This is a genomic window from Devosia sp. BK (assembly GCF_032907385.1).
In the GTDB taxonomy this organism is placed as follows: domain Bacteria; phylum Pseudomonadota; class Alphaproteobacteria; order Rhizobiales; family Devosiaceae; genus Devosia.
Genome location: NZ_JAIMBX010000001.1, coordinates 2,399,388 through 2,418,337, shown reverse-complemented (window position 1 = coordinate 2,418,337; position 18,950 = coordinate 2,399,388). Strand labels below are relative to the sequence as shown.

Annotated in this window: 16 protein-coding genes; 8 read left to right on the top strand and 8 right to left on the bottom strand. The window is 58.0% G+C overall.

Features of this window, described 5'->3' with window-relative positions:
* From DevBK_RS11825 to DevBK_RS11810, 4 genes are read right to left on the bottom strand one after another with little or no spacing between them, the layout of a single operon-like run.
* A complete protein-coding gene (locus DevBK_RS11825) occupies positions 1-549 on the bottom strand; it encodes a slr1658 superfamily regulator (protein ID WP_061907527.1) in 549 nt (182 codons plus the stop codon).
* Entirely contained in the window at positions 546-2,918 is a 2,373-nt protein-coding gene (locus DevBK_RS11820; protein ID WP_317185560.1) for a SpoIIE family protein phosphatase, read from the bottom strand. Before DevBK_RS11820 ends, DevBK_RS11825 begins: the two co-directional genes overlap by 4 nt.
* Positions 2,915-4,087 (bottom strand): class I SAM-dependent methyltransferase, encoded by a 1,173-nt coding sequence (locus DevBK_RS11815; protein ID WP_061907529.1) that lies wholly within the window; start codon positions 4,085-4,087, stop codon positions 2,915-2,917. The genes DevBK_RS11820 and DevBK_RS11815 overlap by 4 nt, the downstream gene beginning before the upstream one ends.
* Entirely contained in the window at positions 4,087-4,605 is a 519-nt protein-coding gene (locus tag DevBK_RS11810) for a ubiquinone biosynthesis methyltransferase UbiE (protein ID WP_156463986.1), read from the bottom strand. Before DevBK_RS11810 ends, DevBK_RS11815 begins: the two co-directional genes overlap by 1 nt.
* Positions 4,606-4,868: 263 nt before the next feature.
* On the opposite strand from DevBK_RS11810, the gene DevBK_RS11805 reads away from it, so the two are divergent.
* Genes DevBK_RS11805 through DevBK_RS11795 form a run of 3 tightly spaced genes read left to right on the top strand, consistent with a single transcriptional unit; the run spans position 4,869 to position 6,530 of the window.
* Positions 4,869-5,753 (top strand): PP2C family protein-serine/threonine phosphatase, encoded by an 885-nt coding sequence (locus DevBK_RS11805; protein WP_317185559.1) that lies wholly within the window; start codon positions 4,869-4,871, stop codon positions 5,751-5,753.
* A gap of 18 nt (positions 5,754-5,771) precedes the next feature.
* Entirely contained in the window at positions 5,772-6,185 is a 414-nt protein-coding gene (locus DevBK_RS11800; protein WP_061907532.1) for an ATP-binding protein, read from the top strand.
* 9 nt (positions 6,186-6,194) lie between these two features.
* Positions 6,195-6,530 (top strand): STAS domain-containing protein, encoded by a 336-nt coding sequence (locus DevBK_RS11795; RefSeq protein WP_061907533.1) that lies wholly within the window; start codon positions 6,195-6,197, stop codon positions 6,528-6,530.
* A 65-nt stretch (positions 6,531-6,595) separates the two neighbouring features.
* On the opposite strand, the gene DevBK_RS11790 is transcribed toward DevBK_RS11795, so the two are convergent.
* Both DevBK_RS11790 and dinB read right to left on the bottom strand, forming a co-directional pair.
* The gene (locus DevBK_RS11790; protein WP_156463987.1) at positions 6,596-7,192 is read right to left on the bottom strand and encodes a hypothetical protein; all 597 of its coding nucleotides are present in this window, start codon (positions 7,190-7,192) and stop codon (positions 6,596-6,598) included.
* Between the two features lie 529 nt (positions 7,193-7,721).
* Complete coding sequence (gene dinB / locus DevBK_RS11785) at positions 7,722-8,855, bottom strand: DNA polymerase IV (protein WP_061907537.1); 1,134 nt, start codon at positions 8,853-8,855, stop codon at positions 7,722-7,724.
* Between the two features lie 149 nt (positions 8,856-9,004).
* On the opposite strand from dinB, the gene DevBK_RS11780 reads away from it, so the two are divergent.
* The 3 genes from DevBK_RS11780 to DevBK_RS11770 are packed head-to-tail and all read left to right on the top strand — an operon-like array spanning position 9,005 to position 14,461.
* Positions 9,005-9,766 (top strand): ImuA family protein, encoded by a 762-nt coding sequence (locus tag DevBK_RS11780; protein ID WP_062630087.1) that lies wholly within the window; start codon positions 9,005-9,007, stop codon positions 9,764-9,766.
* On the top strand, positions 9,681-11,204 hold the full coding sequence (locus DevBK_RS11775; protein ID WP_317185558.1) for a Y-family DNA polymerase: 1,524 nt from the start codon (positions 9,681-9,683) through the stop codon (positions 11,202-11,204). Before DevBK_RS11780 ends, DevBK_RS11775 begins: the two co-directional genes overlap by 86 nt.
* Positions 11,201-14,461, top strand: a complete 3,261-nt coding sequence (locus DevBK_RS11770) for an error-prone DNA polymerase (RefSeq protein ID WP_317185557.1) — start codon at positions 11,201-11,203, stop codon at positions 14,459-14,461. Before DevBK_RS11775 ends, DevBK_RS11770 begins: the two co-directional genes overlap by 4 nt.
* A 51-nt stretch (positions 14,462-14,512) precedes the next feature.
* On the opposite strand, the gene DevBK_RS11765 is transcribed toward DevBK_RS11770, so the two are convergent.
* Positions 14,513-15,055 carry a nucleoside deaminase gene (locus DevBK_RS11765; RefSeq protein WP_317185556.1) on the bottom strand — a complete coding sequence of 181 codons (543 nt, stop codon included), beginning with the start codon at positions 15,053-15,055 and terminating at the stop codon, positions 14,513-14,515.
* 203 nt (positions 15,056-15,258) lie between these two features.
* Here DevBK_RS11765 and DevBK_RS11760 point away from each other — a divergent pair, with 203 nt between their 5' ends.
* Both DevBK_RS11760 and DevBK_RS11755 read left to right on the top strand, forming a co-directional pair.
* Complete coding sequence (locus DevBK_RS11760) at positions 15,259-15,714, top strand: MarR family winged helix-turn-helix transcriptional regulator (RefSeq protein ID WP_317185555.1); 456 nt, start codon at positions 15,259-15,261, stop codon at positions 15,712-15,714.
* The gene (locus tag DevBK_RS11755) at positions 15,659-16,582 is read left to right on the top strand and encodes an SDR family oxidoreductase (RefSeq protein WP_317185554.1); all 924 of its coding nucleotides are present in this window, start codon (positions 15,659-15,661) and stop codon (positions 16,580-16,582) included. The genes DevBK_RS11760 and DevBK_RS11755 overlap by 56 nt, the downstream gene beginning before the upstream one ends.
* A 205-nt stretch (positions 16,583-16,787) precedes the next feature.
* Here DevBK_RS11755 and DevBK_RS11750 read toward each other — a convergent pair whose 3' ends face one another.
* A complete protein-coding gene (locus DevBK_RS11750; RefSeq protein ID WP_317185553.1) occupies positions 16,788-18,653 on the bottom strand; it encodes a chloride channel protein in 1,866 nt (621 codons plus the stop codon).
* Between the last annotated feature and the right edge of the window lie 297 nt (positions 18,654-18,950).

The window sequence follows — 18,950 nt, the reverse complement described above, 5'->3', positions numbered from 1 at the left end:
TCAGTAAAGATTGAGACTGGCATATGTCTCGAGGCGGACGGCGTCTGCGTTGGGGGTAAAGACCCAACCCAGTTCGGCGCCATAATCGTTCATCAGCGTCAGCAGACCCAATCCCGATCCCGAAGAGGACGAAGCCGCCGCATTTGCTTCGATCCGCTCTATCAGCAAGTCGCCGGGATCGCGAGATGTCAGCTCGCTGAGGAGCAACTGGAACCGCGTTGCGACATCCTCCGCCACCAGATTGGTCACTTTGATTTCAAAGCGTGCATCTTCGAGCGAGCATTCGACCTGGATATTGCCCGGCTGGCGGAACTTGATCGCATTTTCCAGCAATTCGTTAGCCAGGTAGCCGATGCCGTGGCGCGTCTCGTTGAATTGGGTGCTGTTGCCCCGCCGCTGCAGCGCAAAAAACTCGCCTAAAAAATCCGAGGTGGTGGTGCAATGGTGCCAACTGAGATCGAGCGGCCCATCGGCGAGCTGCACGCGGTTGGCTACGGCCTCGGGGCCATTGGAAAAGCCGATGGTGCCGAATTGGACGGGAGCGCTCATTTGTGCCTCATGACCACGAGGGTGATGTCGTCATGCACCTTCTGGGTGCCGATAAAACTCATCAGGTCGCCGATAATGCCGGCCTTAATCTGCTCAGCACTGCCCTGGCGGTGCCGCAGGGCGCTGTCGAGCATGCGGTCGAACCCAAAAAGGCTGCCATCGGGCCCCTCAGCTTCGGTGACGCCATCGGTGTGCAGCACGATAAAGTCGCCGGTGGTAAAGGCGATCTCGAGCGTGTCGATGAACGGCCCAATCTCGCTTTCAAGACCGACAGGGAAGCCGAGATCCATGGTTTCCACTCGCTCGCTCGTGCCGTCGGCGCGGATCACCAGCACTTCTTCGTGCTGCCCGGAGAGGGTCACACGGTTGTCGTCATAGTCGAGGAATGCCAGCGACAAGTGCTTGTCGGTGCGGGTGCGCTCGATATTCTTGTAGATGGCGCGGTTCAGCACTTCGAGGAATTCGCGGGGGTTCGAATTGCCGCTTTCCTGCAGACCGCGGGCGACCGATTGTACCATCAGCATCAGCACGCCGCTTTCAAGCCCGTGGCCGGTGACATCGCCGATGCCGACCTTGACGCGCGAACCGGCGTGCAGCACGTCGTAATAGTCCCCGCCCACCTCGTCGGCCGGCGACATATAGCCGGCGATCTCGAGCCGCTCGACGGTGCCGAGTTCGTCTTCCTTGGGCAGGACCATCATCTGTATCTTGCGGGCGATATCGAGTTCGGCGCCAAGGCGGAAATTCTCCGATTCCAGCCGCTGGTTGAGCGTCGAAATCGCCAGGTTTGCCTTCTCTAGATCGCGCGTGCGCTCGGCAACCAGGCCCTCGAGATTTTCCGTGTGGTAGCTGATCTCTTCGGCCATCTTGTTAAAGGCGACGCCCACGGCCGCTACTTCGTCGCGCCCCGGAATAGCGACGCGGACCGAATAATCTTTATCCTGCAGGCGACGTGCCGTCGTTGCCAGAGCACGAAGGCCGGCCGTGATACGGCCTGAAACGGCATAGATGGCTGCCAGAACGACAAGCAGGCTTAGGAGGGCGACGATGAGCTGGTAGTTGATGATCGAGCGCGTCGCTTCGGAAATATTGCCCTGGGCGGAAATCAGCGAGTGATAGATGTCGCGCTCAGAGACGACGAAGCCAAGCGTCATGGTTTCGGCCGCGATGTTCTGGCCATTCCAGAGATTAGTGGGCGCAAGCTGGCGCAGGACGACGAGGTAAGGGACTTCTTCGCCGTCTTCTTGGAGGAAGATGTGACGCAGAACGGTATTCTGGTCGCCTGGCAGTTCCAGCTCGGCAATCGAAGTTTGGGTGCTTTGGCGCAGCGAGCGATCAAGCCCCGTCACGCCCTGGCCTTCGCGATCGCTCGCAACAAGACCAAGCGTGCGCTCGCCAAGCTGATTGGTCGCCAGCACATTGCCATTGGAAGTGGCGAGAAAGCCAAAGCCGGTCTCGGCGATATTGACGCTTTCGACCAGCGTCACCAATTGGTCGAGCGTCAGGTCGACAGCGACCCCGCCCGAAACATCGGATCGATCCGGCGTGTAAATGGGGATAAAGTAGGAGACGACCATGCTGCCCGTCGTCGCGTCGCGATAGGGCACGGTGGTGACGATATCGCTCTCGGTCGGGCGCAGGGACGGATTGGCGATCCAGCTCTGCCAGCCTTCATAGATGCCGGGAAAGAAAAAGTCCCAAAAGCTAGGACCTTCGTTATGCCCAGGATAGATCTGGTCGAGCGTCGTTGCCTGATCCGAATAGGGGACGGAGCGGGTGATGGAGGCCGCCTTTGAGCCGATGTAGTACATCTGTAGCTTGGGCGAACCGGTCGCCATCAGCGAGGGACCCAAAAGGTCCATTATGACGCTTTTCTCGATCTCGTTTTCAGCAGCCGGCGTCGGCCTGCCCGCTTGATCGAGAAGATAGCCCCAGACGCTGACGGCGGTCGGTGCCGTGGGCGCATTTTGCGCCCAATCGGCTGCGGCATTGTAGATCAACTGGTCCGACAGCGTCGGGTCGCGGCGCAAGGATTCCCCGATGGCCGCGCTGGTCTGCGGATTATCGGTGAGATATTGGATAGTGCTGCTTAGGGTCTGGAGTTGCGCCTGGACGCCATCGAGCAACAGGTCGGCGCGTTGCGCAGTGGTTTCGATATAGGTGCGCAGATATTCTTCGTTGACGCTGGTCAGCCCCTCACCAACCTGGCTCGCCACGTCTTCGGACAGGCGCTGCACGTTAAAAATGGCGACGCCAGAGCTGAGCAGCAGGTTGAACAGCACTGCCGCGCCCGCCACGAGCACGAACTTCGCGCGAAAACTCGACAGCGAAAAGCCCCCGCTGCTGGCAGGCTGGTTGATAACGGTCATAGCGGCTTTTGTCCCGATGCAACCCAGATCGGCCAGCCGGCATAACCCTTGGGATGAAGCGCTGCAAAGATGTGGTCGTCAAAGCCTTGGCAAAAGCGTTTGATGAAGTCCGGATCGTCGCCACGCATGGTCGCCATCTTGCCGGCAAACAGGTTCTTCCAGGCTTCGATGATGTCGGCAAAGTCCTGCGGGTCGCCATCCATATTGGTGACCATGAAGGATTCCATCTTTACATCCTTGAACCCAGTGTCGAGCATCAAGCGGCGGCTCTTAGGTCCGATCTCGATATCGTGGTTGAAGTGCGCCACGATTTTGGCGACTTCGTTATAGGTCCACTGGATGCTTTCGCCGCGCGGCTCGCCCAGGCAATGGGAATTCTTTTCGTTGGTCACATAGACCCGGCCGCCCGGCTTGCAGATGCGGAAGAGCTCTTTCAAGATCAGTTCGGGCCGGTCGAAAATCTGCAGCGAATGGCGGCAGGTGACGAAGTCAAATTGGTCGTCCTCGAGCAGCATTTCCGAAGCGTCGCCATAGACATATTCGATGCCGTCGACGCCGAAGTCCTTGGCGACCTGGCGGGCATAATCAAGGCTTGGCTTGGCATGGTCGAGCGCGACGAGCCGACCGGGCTCGAACTCCTTTTGCAAGAGGACGGCAAAATCGCCAATGCCGCAGCAAATATCGGCGACCGCCATGTCCGGCTTGAGGCCGTGTCGAGCCAACATCGAGCGTTCGTGGCGCCAGGTGAGCTTGGTCTGGGTGCGCAGCAGCGAGATGATAGCATCGTCTTCGACGAAGGCCTGGCCGGGATAGAAATCGGCGTCATATTGCTCGACGATGATATTATCGTTGACCGCAGAGAGGGTGCCGAACTTGCGGGTGGACCAGCCGACAACGCTCGAGGTGATCACCGAAATCTTGAGCCCGGGCTTGTTCTCGCACGCGTCGATCAGGAGGTCGGCAAGAACGCGAAAGCCGATATTGTTGAGCCTGACGAGGCGTTTGACATTGAGATAGAGCGTGCCGCGGACAGTGCGCAGCGATTGCTCAAAGAGCGCGGTACAGCCGGCAAGCTCGGCGGCGCTTTCTGGGCGCATGGCGCCGATGATTGAGAATTCCTGGTTGTTCTCGTCAAAGACGACATCGAACGAAGTTTGCGGGGTGGCCATCAGATCTTCGCCTTGTCAAGGGCCAGATCGGCCGTGATGTGAAGCATGTCTGGGATCTCGAGATCGAGGCTGAAGCGGGCGTCATAGTCGACCGCCAATTCGAACAGCCCAATGCTGAGATCGAGCGGCCCTTCGGAAAAGAGCGATGCCCGATATTGCTCGGGCGCATCGCTTTGGGTCAGCCTTGCCAGGGCCGTATCGTAGAATGCCTTGACCTCGGCATCGGCCGGCAGGCTCAACCGCACGCGGTCTATCTCGCCGGAACGCGCCACCGAGCAGGTGAAGCGTCCTGAAGGGGAATGGGTCCGAAAAATTGTTTCGAGCAGTTCGTTGATCGCCGAGGAGAAAAGATTGGCGAACAGCAGCGAGTCGGTGCGGTTGTGGCTGATCATGCGCGCGACATAGGACGATAGCCTGTCGCAATAGGCCCAATTGCTTCCGAATACCCCTATGTCCATATCCACGGACAAAAGTGGCTGGAACGTGTTCAGCCCGGCTTGATCTGCCCCAGCGCGCATGGCGCAATCCCCCAACTTTGCGGCACCCCGGTTAGGGCTAAGCCCTAAGCCGCATTCCGGCCAGATAAACTGATTTCACGCCACGGTGTTAAGACTTTTTCCTTAACAGTCTTGCGCATTTTTGTTTGGCATCATGCTGTTCCCGCCAATTTTACGCCATTCGCCGCGTGTTTTTCTCCTTGCGTATGATCGGGTTGTTTACCTCTATGGCTCAATTGGGCTGTAGATCTGTAACAGCTCGATAGGTCGGAAAGGCCGAGATCATGTCTGATAGGGCATCGGAAGCAGAAGAACTGTCCACCCAGCTTGCAAGCCTGCGAGCCGACTACGAGGATCTTAAGCTCCTTTACGACGCCATGATCGAGCATGGCGAAGCCGTGGAAGACCAACTCGCCGAAATCAATCTGGCGCTACAAAAGACACAGAAGCGCCTCGAGGCCGAGCTCGACGATGCGGCGCGCTATGTCATGTCGATCCTGCCCGAACCGCGGTCGACCATACCCTACGCCGATTGGCTGCTCGTGCCCTCGACCGAACTTGGCGGCGACAGTTTTGGCTATCACGACATCGACGAGGATCACCTCGCTACGTATCTGCTCGATGTGTGCGGGCATGGAGTGGGCGCAGCCCTGCTTTCGGTCACGGTCATCAATGTGCTGCGTGCCTCAGCCCTGCGCGGTGCCGAGTTCCGCGACCCTTCAAGTGTTCTCGAAGCGCTCAATGACGCATTCCCGATGGAAAAGCAGAACGATATGTTTTTCACCATCTGGTACGGCGTTTATCAGCGTTCCACCAGCACGCTGATCTTTGCAACGGGCGGTCATCCGCCTGCCATACACATCAAAGACGAGGGCAATGGCCCTCGGGCAGCTTTACTCTCAACGCCGGGCCGGCTCGCCATTGGTGCCCTCGAAGGCATGCAATATGCCGCGCGACAGGTTGCAATAGCGCCGGGGGACGTGTTGCTGCTCCTCAGCGACGGAACGTTTGAAATCGACGGGATCGGCAGCGACATGCTCAGCGTCGACCGACTGGCCGAATTTGCCCTAACCGACCATGAGCCTAAAGCCATCCATGCCTGGGTCCGCAGTTTTGGCGATGGCGGTCCCTTGCCCGATGACTTCTCTCTTCTTCGTCTCCGTTTCTAACAGCGCGCGGAAATTGCCATGCTGATCGAATTGGCCGTGAAGATGAGCGAACTGGATCGCCTTGCCGAAGCGGTAGAGCGCTTTTGCGAAGATAATGACGTGCCGCCAAAGGCAGCGATGCAGCTTAATCTCGTGCTCGAGGAACTGTTCACCAATACCGTCTCCCACGGCTATCATGGGCGCGGTTACGATGGCCTGCCCATCCGCGTTGCGCTCAAGCGCGAAGGGAGCAGTGTTCTCGTCGATGTGTCGGATGGCGGATCCGCCTTCGATCCGCTCGGCGCCTCGGAGCCCGATCTCGAGCTCGACGTCGAGGATCGTCCGATCGGCGGCCTCGGTATACATTTTCTGCGTACCATGATGACCGACTTGCGCTATAGCCGCGAGGGCGAGCGCAACCGGCTTTCATTCAGCAAGGCTTTGGACAGCTAGGAGTTTTCCATGAACATCACCCAACATCAGGACGGCGCCGTGCTGCGCGTGGAAGTGTCCGGGCGGCTCGATAGCAACACCGCACAGACCCTCGATGACGCGCTGGCTGGAGACGGCGTGCGCAGTCATCCCGCCCTGCTGCTCGATCTTGCCGACGTGCAATATGTCAGCTCCGCCGGGCTGCGCGTGCTGCTCAAGGCGGCAAAGGCAGCCCGTGCCGGGAAGACCAAATTGGCCTTATCCGGGCTTACCCCGCAGGTCACCGAGGTCTTCGAGGTTAGCGGTTTCAGCTCGATCTTCGACATCCACGCAACCGCGCGCGACGCCGTCGCCGCACTACAGTAAGCGCTAGCGCCCCATCTCCAAAGGGACGGGGCGTCGCGCGTTAGCCGGTAGGGTTCGCGTCCTGATTAGCGCATATTGCCGATGATGCTGGCCCGTGCGTCCTGCATTTTCGCAAGGAAATTTGTCATGACGTCGAATGCTTCGTTGCGCTTGTTAGAAAGGCTCTGCAGGCGCAGCATGTCCATTTGCTGACTGTTGCTCATCGAATCGAGTTCGCGCTTTGCCTCAAGAATTGATGACTTCAGCTCGCCTAGCGAGACCATTCCGTCCTTGTTGGCATCTACCTTGAGGTCATTGTTGAGAGATTCGAGCACGGCGCCGACTGTCGTATCGCCGAGCTTTGTCGCCAGCGACACCTTCTGATCATCGCCCTTGCTCGGCTCGAACAGGCTATTGATCCTTTCAAGCGCAACTTTATCCGCGTTGAGCTCGCTGACTTCGGTGTTGCGCTCCTGCACGGATTTGATCTGCTCGGACAGTTGTGTATCGAGCAGTGCGGCGCGGTTGGACTGAACGGCCATCATCGCCGTTTCGAGGTCCATCGAGCCAATATCTATATTCCCGATCGCGCCGGTCCGATTGCTGGAGCCGACGGCAGCAACGCCGCCATTGACGTTGTCGAGATCGGCATCGCTAAGCGGAACAGGCGTGTCGTTTGACATAAAGACTCCATGGGATTTGGTGTTGGGCATGATCGTGCTGGCCAGACGTAGCGAGAGACCAGCTGGGCGATCGATGGCATTCTGTGCGCCTGCTCAAACTCGTTCTGGCTCGATACCGATCATCATGAACCCGAAGCTGGTCGATTGCCAATACACAAGCGTCAGGTAGTTACTCCATCATTGACTGGTCTGGAATTCATGAAGTGTCTGCTCGCTAGGGGGAGTACCAAAGTCTATGGTGAGCTTCCGCCTTCGAACAATATCATGAGACACCCCTGGCCTCTCGCCGGTGACCAAAAGCGCCATCGAAGCGATGATTACCTCAAGGTTTCAGAGGGCTTACCGTCCCATTTCGACCATCGGTCCAGCGGCACCTTTGGGCTATTCTCGAGCACGATCATAATGCAACGAGTTGCTGCCCTACCGCCCAAAGGAAGCCAACAATGTCCTCGAGATCGTCTCTGTTGGCAAAAAAGAAGATCCGCAGAACAGCCAGATCGACGCACGGGAAAACCAATTCTTCTGACTGTCATAGGGCGAGGGTTAGCTGTTCCATGTTACTCGCTCGGTCCGGCGGTTCAAATCCAGAAATTGAGATGCCGAGCAACCGTATCCCTTTCGAGGTTGGGAACACTGGCGCCAATAATGCGTGTGCAGTGCGCTCCACGATTTCCCGGGTGCCCAGTGGCACTTGCTCGGTTCGGCTGCGGGTAATGATCTCGAAATCGGCGAACTTCACCTTCAGAGTGAGAGTTCGGCCATACAGGGCCTTCTGCTCTGCGTGTCGCCAGACTTTATCGATGATCGGCGAGAGTTTTTCTAAAGCCGCCGCGAGATCATGGACGTCATCGAAGAAGGTGTTCTCGCCACCCACACTCTTCCGAACGCGATCCGGCTTGACCCGGCGATAGTCGATGCCGCGCGCAATCCAGTAATAATACTCTCCACTTGATCGGAAATGCCGCTGCAGGAACTCGAGGCTTTGGGCTTCAAGATCCGCTCCGGTTTCGATTCCAAGCGCTTTCATTTTTGAGGCCGTCGCCGGTCCGACGCCGTGGAATTTGGCGACCGGCAAGGTTCGCACGAAGCCTTGCCCTTTGGCGGGTGGAATAACGAATTGGCCATTGGGTTTTTTGTGTCCCGAGGCCATCTTCGCCAAGAACTTGTTGTAGGAAATGCCGGCCGAGGCCGTCAGACCTGTGACTGCGAAGATCTTGGCCCGGATCTCTTCGGCGATCGCGCTGGCGATGGTCATGCCTTTCAAATTTTCCGTCACATCGAGATAGGCTTCATCGAGCGAAAGCGGCTCGATGAGTGGCGTGTACTCGGCAAAGATCTCATGAATCTGCGCCGAAACCGATTTGTAGACGTCGAAACGCGGCTTTACGAAAATCAGCTCAGGGCATTTCCGTGCTGCAGTCACCGACGGCATAGCCGATCGAACACCGAAAACCCTGGCCTCATAACTGGCGGCAGCGACGACACCACGCTGGCGCGCACCACCAACTGCCACAGGCTTGCCTCTCAGACTCGGATCATCCCGCTGTTCGACCGATGCGAAAAAGGCATCCATGTCGACATGGACGATTTTACGAATGCGCTCACTGTCCAGCGGGTTTTCCCCAAGCCGCTCCGAGCCGCAAGCCCCTGAATTCTCTGACATGATCATCCACCAAGAGTGCAACGCAGGGCAGTTCAAACCTACAGTCAGGCAAACTGCATTGACTCCAACCCGAGTCTGATAGAACAAAGAGGGAACATATTCCCTGTCTGCACGCTTGAAAAGGCGGGTGGAGAAATACGAACTAAAAAATGAACCAGGCCATCGACACCGCGATGATCGCCGAGCTTCGCGAGAAGATCGGACGCCTTGAAGGCAGGCCTGCCTCGCAACGGGTGGTCCTTCCATTTGGGGTCGATGTCATTGATCGGCACTTGCCGGGTGGCGGTTTGTCCCTAGGAGCCCTGCATGAAGTCGCAGGCGGCGGGAATGGCGCGATCGATGGTGCAGCGGCGGCCCTTTTTGCAGCAGGCATCGTCGCGCGAACCAAAGGCAAGGTTCTCTGGTGCGTCACGCGACAGGACCTCTTCGCGCCAGCGATTGCTCAGGTCGGGTTGAGCGCCAACCGGGTCATCTATGTCGAGGCTGGTGACGAGCAATCGGTCCTCGAGGCTTTCGAGGAGGGTATGCGGTACGGGGGGCTCGGTGGAATCGTCGCCGAGGTTGCCAAGTTGACGATGACCGCATCGCGCAGACTACAGCTGGCTGCAGAAACGTCAGGCGCCATTGGGATCGCGATCAGACGTTGGCGACGTCAAACGGAGGCAGCTGATTTCGGGCAGCCGACAGCGGCTGTCACCCGATGGCGCGTCAGCACACTGCCATCGCGTCCATTGCCGGTGCCGGGTGTGGGGAGAGCGCGCTGGCAGGTTGAACTCATCAGGTGCCGCGGTGCTGAAGCGGCAGATTTCGAAGTTGAGGCTTGTGATGGCAAGGGTCGTCTCTCTCTATTTTCCGACCTTCCCAACCGACCGGTTTCGACGCGTTCGGGGAAGCGCAGCGCCGCCGGCTGAAGAGCCCGTGGTGCTCGTAACGCGTCGCGGCAGCCGTCGCGAAATTGCGGCCCTCGATCATGCAGCCCTGTCCGTCGGGCTCCGCAAGGGCATGCCGGTGAGCAAGGCGCAAGCGATGATAAAGTCATTGCATGTTGCCGAGCTCGACGCGGCAGGCGACAGGGAGGCGATCGAGCGCTTGGCACTTTGGGCGTTGCAGCGCTTTTCGCCTCTTGTTGCCGCGGATCATCCAGATGGCATCATCATGGATATTGCGGGCGCCGACCATCTCCATGGCGGCGAGGAAATGGTGCTCGAGAAAATCCTGTCGCAGTTCAAAGCGGCAGAGCTTCTGGGGAAGGCAGCCTTGGCAGACACCTGGGGACAGGCCCACGCTTTGGCACGATACCACAAGCACCCTGCTGTCCTGGTTGAGCCGGGGCAGGGGGCTTCGATCATTCACGACCTGCCATTGCCTGCCTTGCGATTGCCGGAGGCAACAGTGGCGGCCCTAAGAGGGCTTGGCTTTAAAACTATCAAAGATCTCAGCGTCGCGCCACGAGCCACCCTGACGCTTCGGTTTGGCCCAGAAGTCGGCCGGCGTCTTGATCAGGCCATGGGGTTAGTCGGTGAACCCATTGAGCCAATGGAGCTGCCTGAAATCATTGAGGTCGTCCGACCTTTCGGCGAGCCGATTGGCGCTGCGGACACCATCGCAAAGTATATCGGCCAGTTGGTCGAGCGTCTGGTTGGCGCTCTCGAACTGAAGGGACTAGGAGCGAAGCGTGTCGATCTCCTGGCACACCGCGTGGACAACACCACGGTGACGGTCCGGGTCGGCACCGCCTTGCCGATCAGAGACACCAAAAGGTTGACCCGGCTCTTAACCGACAAGATCGAAAAAATTGATCCCGGCTTCGGCATTGAGCAATTGCGGCTGCGCGCCATTCAGGCAGAGCCACTCGATCCAACGCAGATGATCAACTCGCTTGTTGACGGTGATGATCAGGATGTTTCTGCCCTAATCGATCTTTTGACCAATAGGATGGGGCAGGGTGCGCTTTATCGCTTTGCGCCGATCGCCAGTGACATTCCTGAGCGGTCCGTCCAGAAGGTCGCCCCTCTTTCGCAGGAGGCGCTCAGCGATTGGCCAAGCAAATGGCCTCGACCGACAAGGCTCCTTCCCTATCCTGAGCCGATCGACACCATGGCATTGCTGCCCGATCATCCGCCGGTCTGGTTCACCTGGCGCGGCATTCGACGCCGGATCAAAGCCGCGGATGGCCCCGAGCGCATTTTTGGCGAGTGGTGGAAAACCGATTCCGAGATTGCCGCAGTGCGCGACTATTTTCGCGTCGAGGATGAGGCAGGTGAACGATTCTGGATTTATCGGGCCGGCGACGGCGAAGATCCTGAGACCGGCAGCCACAAATGGTATCTTCATGGCGTCTTCGGATGAGATACGCCGAGCTTCAGGTCACGAGCCATTTCAGCTTTCTGAGGGGAGCTAGCTCCGCCGAAGAGCTGTTCGCGACCGCCGCGATCCTTGGCATCGAAGCTTTGGCTGTTGTCGATCGCAACAGTCTTGCCGGCATCGTCAGAGCTCATGTGGCTGCCAAGACCACTGGCGTCAGGCTGATCGTTGGCTGCCGACTCGATCTCGTCGATGGGACATCAGTTCTCGTGTATCCGAGAGATCGCTTAGCCTATGGCCGGCTATGCCGACTTCTCTCGTTGGGTAAGGCCCGCGGCGGGAAGGGCAAATGCGATCTGCACTGGTCGGATGTCGCTACGTACAAAGAGGGATTGGTCGCGATCCTTGTCCCCGACGAGGCAGATGAGGCGTCGGCAATGCAGCTCCGGCGCCTCAAAGAAACATTTGGGGATGAAGGCTATCTCGCACTGACCTTGAGGCGAAGGCCCAACGACCAGCTCAGGCTCTATGAGCTCCAGACCATGGCAGACGCCTTGGGTGTTTTCACCATCGTGACGAACGACGTTCTGTTCCATGAACCGTCCCGCCGGATTCTGCAGGATGTTGTCACCTGCATTCGTACTGGCGCGACCATCGACGATGTCGGTTTTGATCGAGAACGCCATGCCGACCGCTATCTGAAACCGCCCGCCGAAATGGTTCGTCTGTTTCCGCGGAACCGGGATGCGGTCGAGCGGACCATCGCGGTGATGAACAAATGTCGCTTTAGTCTCGAAGAACTCGCCTATCAATATCCAGAGGAAGCCGCGATCCCGGGATTTACGCCACAGCAGGCGTTGGAAAAACTGACCTGGGAAGGCGCCGAGAAGCGATATCCAGAAGGTGTTCCGGAACGTGTCGTCGGCATCATCAAGCATGAGCTCGATCTGATCGAAAAGCTCAACTACGCGCCATATTTCCTCACCGTAAATTCGATCGTCGCCTTCGCTCGCAGCCGGGACATTCTCTGCCAGGGTAGGGGATCTGCCGCGAATTCCGCAGTATGCTTCGTGCTGGGGATCACCAGCATCGATCCTGACCGCAATGATCTACTGTTCGAGCGCTTCGTCTCCATGGAGCGCCGCGAACCGCCAGATATCGACGTCGACTTCGAGCACGAGCGGCGGGAGATCGTGATGCAGTGGGTATACGAAACCTATGGGCGCGACCACGCGGCGCTCACGTCAACGGTGATCCGCTATCGGTCAAAAGGTGCTCTTCGTGACGTCGGCAAAGCATTGGGGTTACCCGAGGATATGATCAAGCTCTTGTCGAGCCAGGTCTGGGGCTGGTCGAAAGACGGCGTCAGCCAGAAGCAGGCCGAAGAGCTGAACTTCAACCTAAGCGATCGCCGCCTCGTTCTCGCGCTCGAGCTGGCCAAGCAACTCATGGGCGCACCACGGCACCTAAGCCAACACCCTGGCGGGTTCGTCCTGACCAATGATCGGCTCGACGAACTTGTGCCGATTGAACCGGCACGAATGATCAATCGCCAGGTGATCGAATGGGACAAGGACGATATCGATGCCCTGAAATTCATGAAAGTCGACATCCTTGCCCTCGGGATGATGACCTGCATGAAGCGGAGCTTTGATCTCCTCGCCGAGCACAAGGGCATTGATCTCGATATGGCGACGATCCCGCCTGAGGATCCCAAGACCTATGCCATGATCCGCAAGGCGGACACTTTGGGTGTCTTCCAGATCGAGAGCCGGGCGCAGATGTCGATGCTGCCACGGATCAAGCCACGGACATTTTATGACCTCGTGATCGAAGTTGCCATTGTTCGTCCCGGGCCAATCCAGGGCGATATGGTCCATCCCTATCTTCGACGCCGCGAAGGCAATGAAGAGATCGTCTATCCAAAGCCAGAGCTTGAGAAGGTACTCGGCAAAACGCTCGGTGTGCCTTTGTTTCAAGAGCAAGCGATGCGGGTCGCAATCGAATGCGCGGGGTTCACGCCGGGCGAAGCCGATCAGCTCCGGCGTGCCATGGCGACGTTCAAGTTCACCGGTGGCGTCTCGCATTTCAGGGACAAACTGGTCGGCGGCATGGTCGCGAACGGATACGATCAGGACTATGCCGAACGCACCTTCAAACAGCTCGAGGGCTTTGGCTCATACGGGTTTCCTGAGAGCCATGCGGCGAGCTTTGCATTGATCGCCTACGCGTCCTCCTGGATGAAATGCCACCATCCGGAGATCTTCTGCGCTGCGCTGCTCAATAGCCAACCGATGGGTTTCTATGCCCCGGCCCAGATCGTCCGAGATGCGATCGAGCATGGCGTCGAAGTCAGACCGATCTGCGTGAACGCCTCTCGGTGGGACTGCACGCTGGAGGAGCTGGGCGATGACCGTTTTGCGGTCCGCCTGGGTTTTCGGATGATCAAGGGGTTGCCGAATGCGGATGCGGCCGCCCTTATCGGGGCACGTCCCAATCGAGGATATCAATCCATCGACGAACTTTGGCACCGGGCCGGGGTGTCAGCACGCACCTTGGTGCTTTTGGCGAAGGCCGACGCCTTTAATCCCTCCATGGCTGTGACACGTCGACAGGCACTCTGGAGCATTCGAGCGCTCCGCGATGAGCCGCTGCCATTGTTTGCTGCAGCGGCCGATGCCGAAAAGCGGTTTATCACCGAATTGTCCGAGCCAGAGTTCACGGTCAAACCCATGACGTCTGGGGGGGAGGTCGTTCAGGACTATTCGAGCGTCAGCCTCAGCCTTCGATCACACCCCGTGGCGTTCTTGCGTAATGAGCTCGCAAGCCGACGCATTCTTTCCTGCGCCGAGGCAATGGCGACACCGAACAACCATTGGATTTCAACGGCAGGGCTGGTGCTGGTTAGGCAAATGCCCGGCAGCGCTAAAGGGGTTATGTTCATTACCATCGAAGACGAGACAGGCACCGCCAATCTCATCGTTTGGCCCAAGGTCTTCGAACAGCACCGCCGGATCGTGCTCGGCGCATCGATGATGTCCATTTATGGCAAGCTGCAAAGAGAAGGAGAGGTGGTCCATCTCATTGCGAGGTCCATGACAGACATGACCGCTGAACTTGCAACCGTCGGTGGCAGGGATGGGCAGTTTTCCGTTCGACCCGGTCGCGGCGATGAATTCGCTCATGGCGGGTCATCCGGCGACTCCAGGACAAGAGAACGGGACGGGTTCCGTCAGCGCGATATCTTTGTGCCGGATCTGCACATCGACACGTTGAAGGTCAAAGGCCGAAATTTTCATTGACCGGCACAAGTGGCTAAGCCTCCTTGATTTGCGGGAATGGCCACCCTGTCCTCACTCATCACCATTCTCATAAAGGGGCAGCAGCTCATCCTCGAAAAGGCCACCGATCGCTTCGAACGGTTCGCCTGCCGCTTGAAAGTCGCCCAGCTTCAGGTTTGGGAAGACGAAGTATTTGCCAGCGACCTTCTCCTGTGTCGCGCCGAAAATAACCCTTTTGATCCCTGCGAAGCGCATAGCCGAAAGGCACATTTCGCAGGGTTGCAGTGTTGAAATCATCACGCAGGAGGATAGGTCGGTCGTGCCCATGGATTTGGCAGCCTCGGTGAGCGCGACCATTTCGGCGTGCTTGGTTGGGTCTGACTGCAGCCGAACCTCGTTCTCACCGCGGCCGACCACCTGACCATCAAGAACAATGGCCGCAGCAATGCCCGCTTTGCCGCTTTGTGCTCGTGCTTGAAGCGCACGATTAACAGCTTCGCGCATCGAGGCATTCTCGGCATTCGAGATCGCCTGCCTAGACAGGGCGCTATCGGATGCACGGTAACTGTCTTCCGTATGGTGGGCTGAACGAGAGGCATCAGATCCGAAACGCATTGGCAGCTCCAAAAATGTCATAGCGAAATCCGCAATAGCGATATGGGTTGCCTAGCGTGCATCAGGTGCAGCTTAGCCAACAGGATTCCGAAGAGGGGTAGGAACCAGTCAGCGTTGATGTGATCCAGCTTAGTACTTCGAGCGTTTGACAACATGCTGTCAAACCAAATGCGGTGGCCTAGATGCCTTCAAGAGACCCTGACGTGCGAAAATTGGCGCTAACAATTTTCGCGGCCAACAGCCAGCTGCTGCATGCCGGGAATCAACTTGTTGCGCATCTCGGGCTGAGTAGTGCGTGGTGGCAGGTTTTGACGGCGCTTCGAGCGTCAGAGGCGCCGCTGACCACAGCGGGCCTGTCACGCAAGATGGGCCTGAGCCGACAAGCTGTTCAGCGCATCGTGGATCTGCTCGAACTCCATGACTTAGTGAAGCTTCAGCCCAATGCGCGACATCAACGCGCGAAACTCGTGGTTTTGACCGAGGCCGGCTTTGCGGCCGTTGGACGAGCTGAAAGGGCCGTTGGCCCCATCGATAAAGTCATTGCCGACCGGCTTGGCGCCGAGCGAATCCGCAATGCGATCAACACCCTCGAAGAGCTCAACGATGTCATCGCGGGAAACTTGGCAGCGGAAGTGGAAAAGCTCTCAAAGAAAGAATGAACTGATGATTTTGGTTACTGGTGCAACCGGCGGCATTGGCGGTGAACTCTGCAAATTGCTCGCTGAATCTGGAGTTCCGTTCCGGGCCATGGCGAGAAAACCCGACCAGATCGACCGGCTGCGGGAGCGCGGCTGGGACGTGGTGCAGGCGGATTTCTCCAAGCCCAGTTCAATTGTTGCCGCAGCGAAGGGGTGTGATCAGATGTTCCTGATTTCCCCACCGACAGAGGAGCAGGTGCAGCGGGAGACCGATGCGATCGATGCCGCAAAGCAGGCTGGCGTGGCGCGGGTCGTCAAGATTTCTGCATCGGACAGTAATGTACGATCGCCGGTGCCCTGGGCGAAGTCTCATGCGCTCATCGACCACCATCTGCGGGCCAGCGGCCTCAATTGGACGATTCTGAAGCCCACGGCCTTCATGCAGAATTTTCTCTGGTTCAAAGAGCCGATATCCAAGGGATTTCTGCCGCAGGTGACGGGCAACGGGAGTGTCTCTTGGGTGGACACCAGAGACGTGGCGCGCGTGGCGAAGTCTGTGCTCATCCAGGATGGGCATGACGGCGCGACCTATTTCCTGACTGGACCTCAGACCCTCGACATGAAGACCATTGCCGGCCGACTCTCGGAACTGGTGGGGCACAAGGTTCGATATCTCAACCTGCCGACTCCTGCCTTCAAGGCCATTCTGCGCCTGGCCGGGAATTCGAACTGGATGGCGAGGGGACTGGTCGTTCAGTTTGCCGATGTCGTTGCTGGTCACCACGACATCGACCCAACTTTTGAAATCGAGCGGCTGACGGGGGCCCCCGCGCATGATTTCGAGAGCTTTGCCGCCGAGCATATTGGCGCGTTCAGAAAAGCGGCCTGATATTGGCGTGACGCTGAAGGGTGGCGGCTCATAATTCCCCCTCCAGCGTCATTCCTACGCTATTTGCGCAAAAAAGAGTCGGGTGAGGGCTGTTTTTAAATCCCAATTGAGGAGGCTATCTTTTCCAGTCGATCACTTACTCCCAGGACGGCAAAGGTTTAACATCAGAAGACGCTGGACACGCCACTGCGGAAACGCCGAGGATTCAACGGGATAATTCGTCGCGCGCTTTTTCCAGTTCTTCGGCGTAGCGTCGCAGCAGATGGCTCTCGGTGAGCGTGCCGATGACTTTCCGCCCAACCAAGTCCGAAACAACGACCAGGGCGTCCGCATTGCTCTTTTCGAAAAGGGCCTCAGCGTCCACTGCGCTCAATGCGGGATGGAGCATTACCTCTCCATGGCGAAGGATGTTCTTGACCGCTGCCGAATTGTCCGCGGTACCCTCGCCGTAGGCATCAGCCACATCGATCATCCAAGCATAGCTTCCATCGTCACGCAGGGCTATGACCCGTGTAGCTGATCCGAGCGGATAAAGCCGGCGGAACTCATCCAAGCTGATGAGCTCGGGTACCGACTTGGTATCACGTCGCATCATCTTGCCTACCGTCAGATTGCGCATCCAGCCCACGTCATGGGCGCTACGGATAGTTTCACCACGCAAGTGAAAGCGCCAAGTCGTAAAGGAATAGCCAAAGGTCTCGCGTACGAGCATTGACGACGCGACCGCGGCGACCAAAACAGCGATCGTGAGTGGCAGACTGCCGGAGGTTTCAAGCGCCAGAAACGCCATGGTCAGTGGCCCACCAACTATGGCAGCAGCTAGTCCCGTCATTCCCACCAGCATAAAGACTTCGGGATACGGGAGCAGTGTCGGATAGACCAGCTCCGTCAGCTGGTAAAACACTTGGCCGAGAACTGCACCGATAAAGAGCGATGCGAAAAACAGGCCACCGCGAAACCCCGAACCGAGCGAAATCGCCGATGCCAGAACTTTCAGGATGACCACGGAAACCGCCAGCGCGAGTGGAAACGGGGGTTGGGAGAACGCACTTTGGACTGCACCGTGCCCCGCAGACAGCACGGCGGGACTTACCAGCGCCAGCCCTCCAACCAACAGGCCTCCAATCGCAGGACGAGACCAGCTCGGAGCGCGAAGCCGCTGGAAAGCGACTTCCACCAGGCCGACCAGCCGCATGAGCAGTATGCCGATCCCTCCCATTGCCAGTCCGATCAACAAGATCAGCAGCACCTGGGGCATACCAATGTCCACCACCCGCGTGATCGTAACAATTGGCTCGCCATGGCCGAACAGCGATGCAACCAAGATGGCTGCAATGGACGCAGCAACAACCGGGCTAAGTGTGGAAATAGTATATGTGCCGATAATAAGCTCAAAGGCATAAAAGGCACCCGTCAATGGAGCGCCAAAGGCTGCTGCGATCGCCCCTGCCGCACCGCAACCGACAAGTTTTCGCATGTCGCCGCGGCGTAGCTGAAACAAGTCGCCAAGCTTGGATGCAACACCGCCGCCCATCTGGGTATAGGCCGCTTCCAGCCCGACGGACGCGCCGAAACCGTTCGAGATCAGTGTCTGTCCGGTAATGATGAAACTATCGAGCATGGAGAGCTTTCCGCCATGCAAGGCATTTGCTTCCACCAGATCGACATTGCGCGACTTGCGTTGGCGAAGCAGCAAGGCGATGGCACCCAGCACAATGCCTCCTGCTGCTGGGATAAAAGCAGCGTCGAAAGGCAAATGGTCCAGGGCGCTCAGGCGTTGGTTTGGTTCCAATTGATACAGCAACTGCTGTAGCCCGTAGGCAAGTTCACGCAGGATCAACACCATCATACCCGCCAGGGCGCCCACGATGACGGCCAGAAGCACCAGCCAGCCTTCCCGGCGACGGACCATGGTGCGAAGCCGCACGAGCGAGGCCTCGAGTCGTATGTTTGCGACCCACCAGCCTGTAATTCGGGACCAAGCTTCCCCGACGCTGGACATGGCAAAGATATGCCGCGCCGACGATGGCGAAGCATCAGGCTGCTGATCTTGGTTGGGAAGCTCGGGCATTCGCTATCGGTCTACCTTCATGTGAGAAGAGGATCAACCATTGCAGGTCACCAGCACCCTTTGGGCAGCGAATTCGGGTGTTCGAACCTGCTCTGGTGACAGCTAGACGACGGCCTCTACGGTTCAACGCCCGGATGTGGACTGGCTCCGCTTGTCTCCATGGACTGGATGTGACCGATCGATTGCGGTCATGGCATGTGGACATTGATTGTTCTTAAAGCCGCCCTTTGATCGGATTAGTTTTCCTAAAAGATACCGAGCTTGCCCAAGTATGAAATCCTTACTTCGGTGACAGCC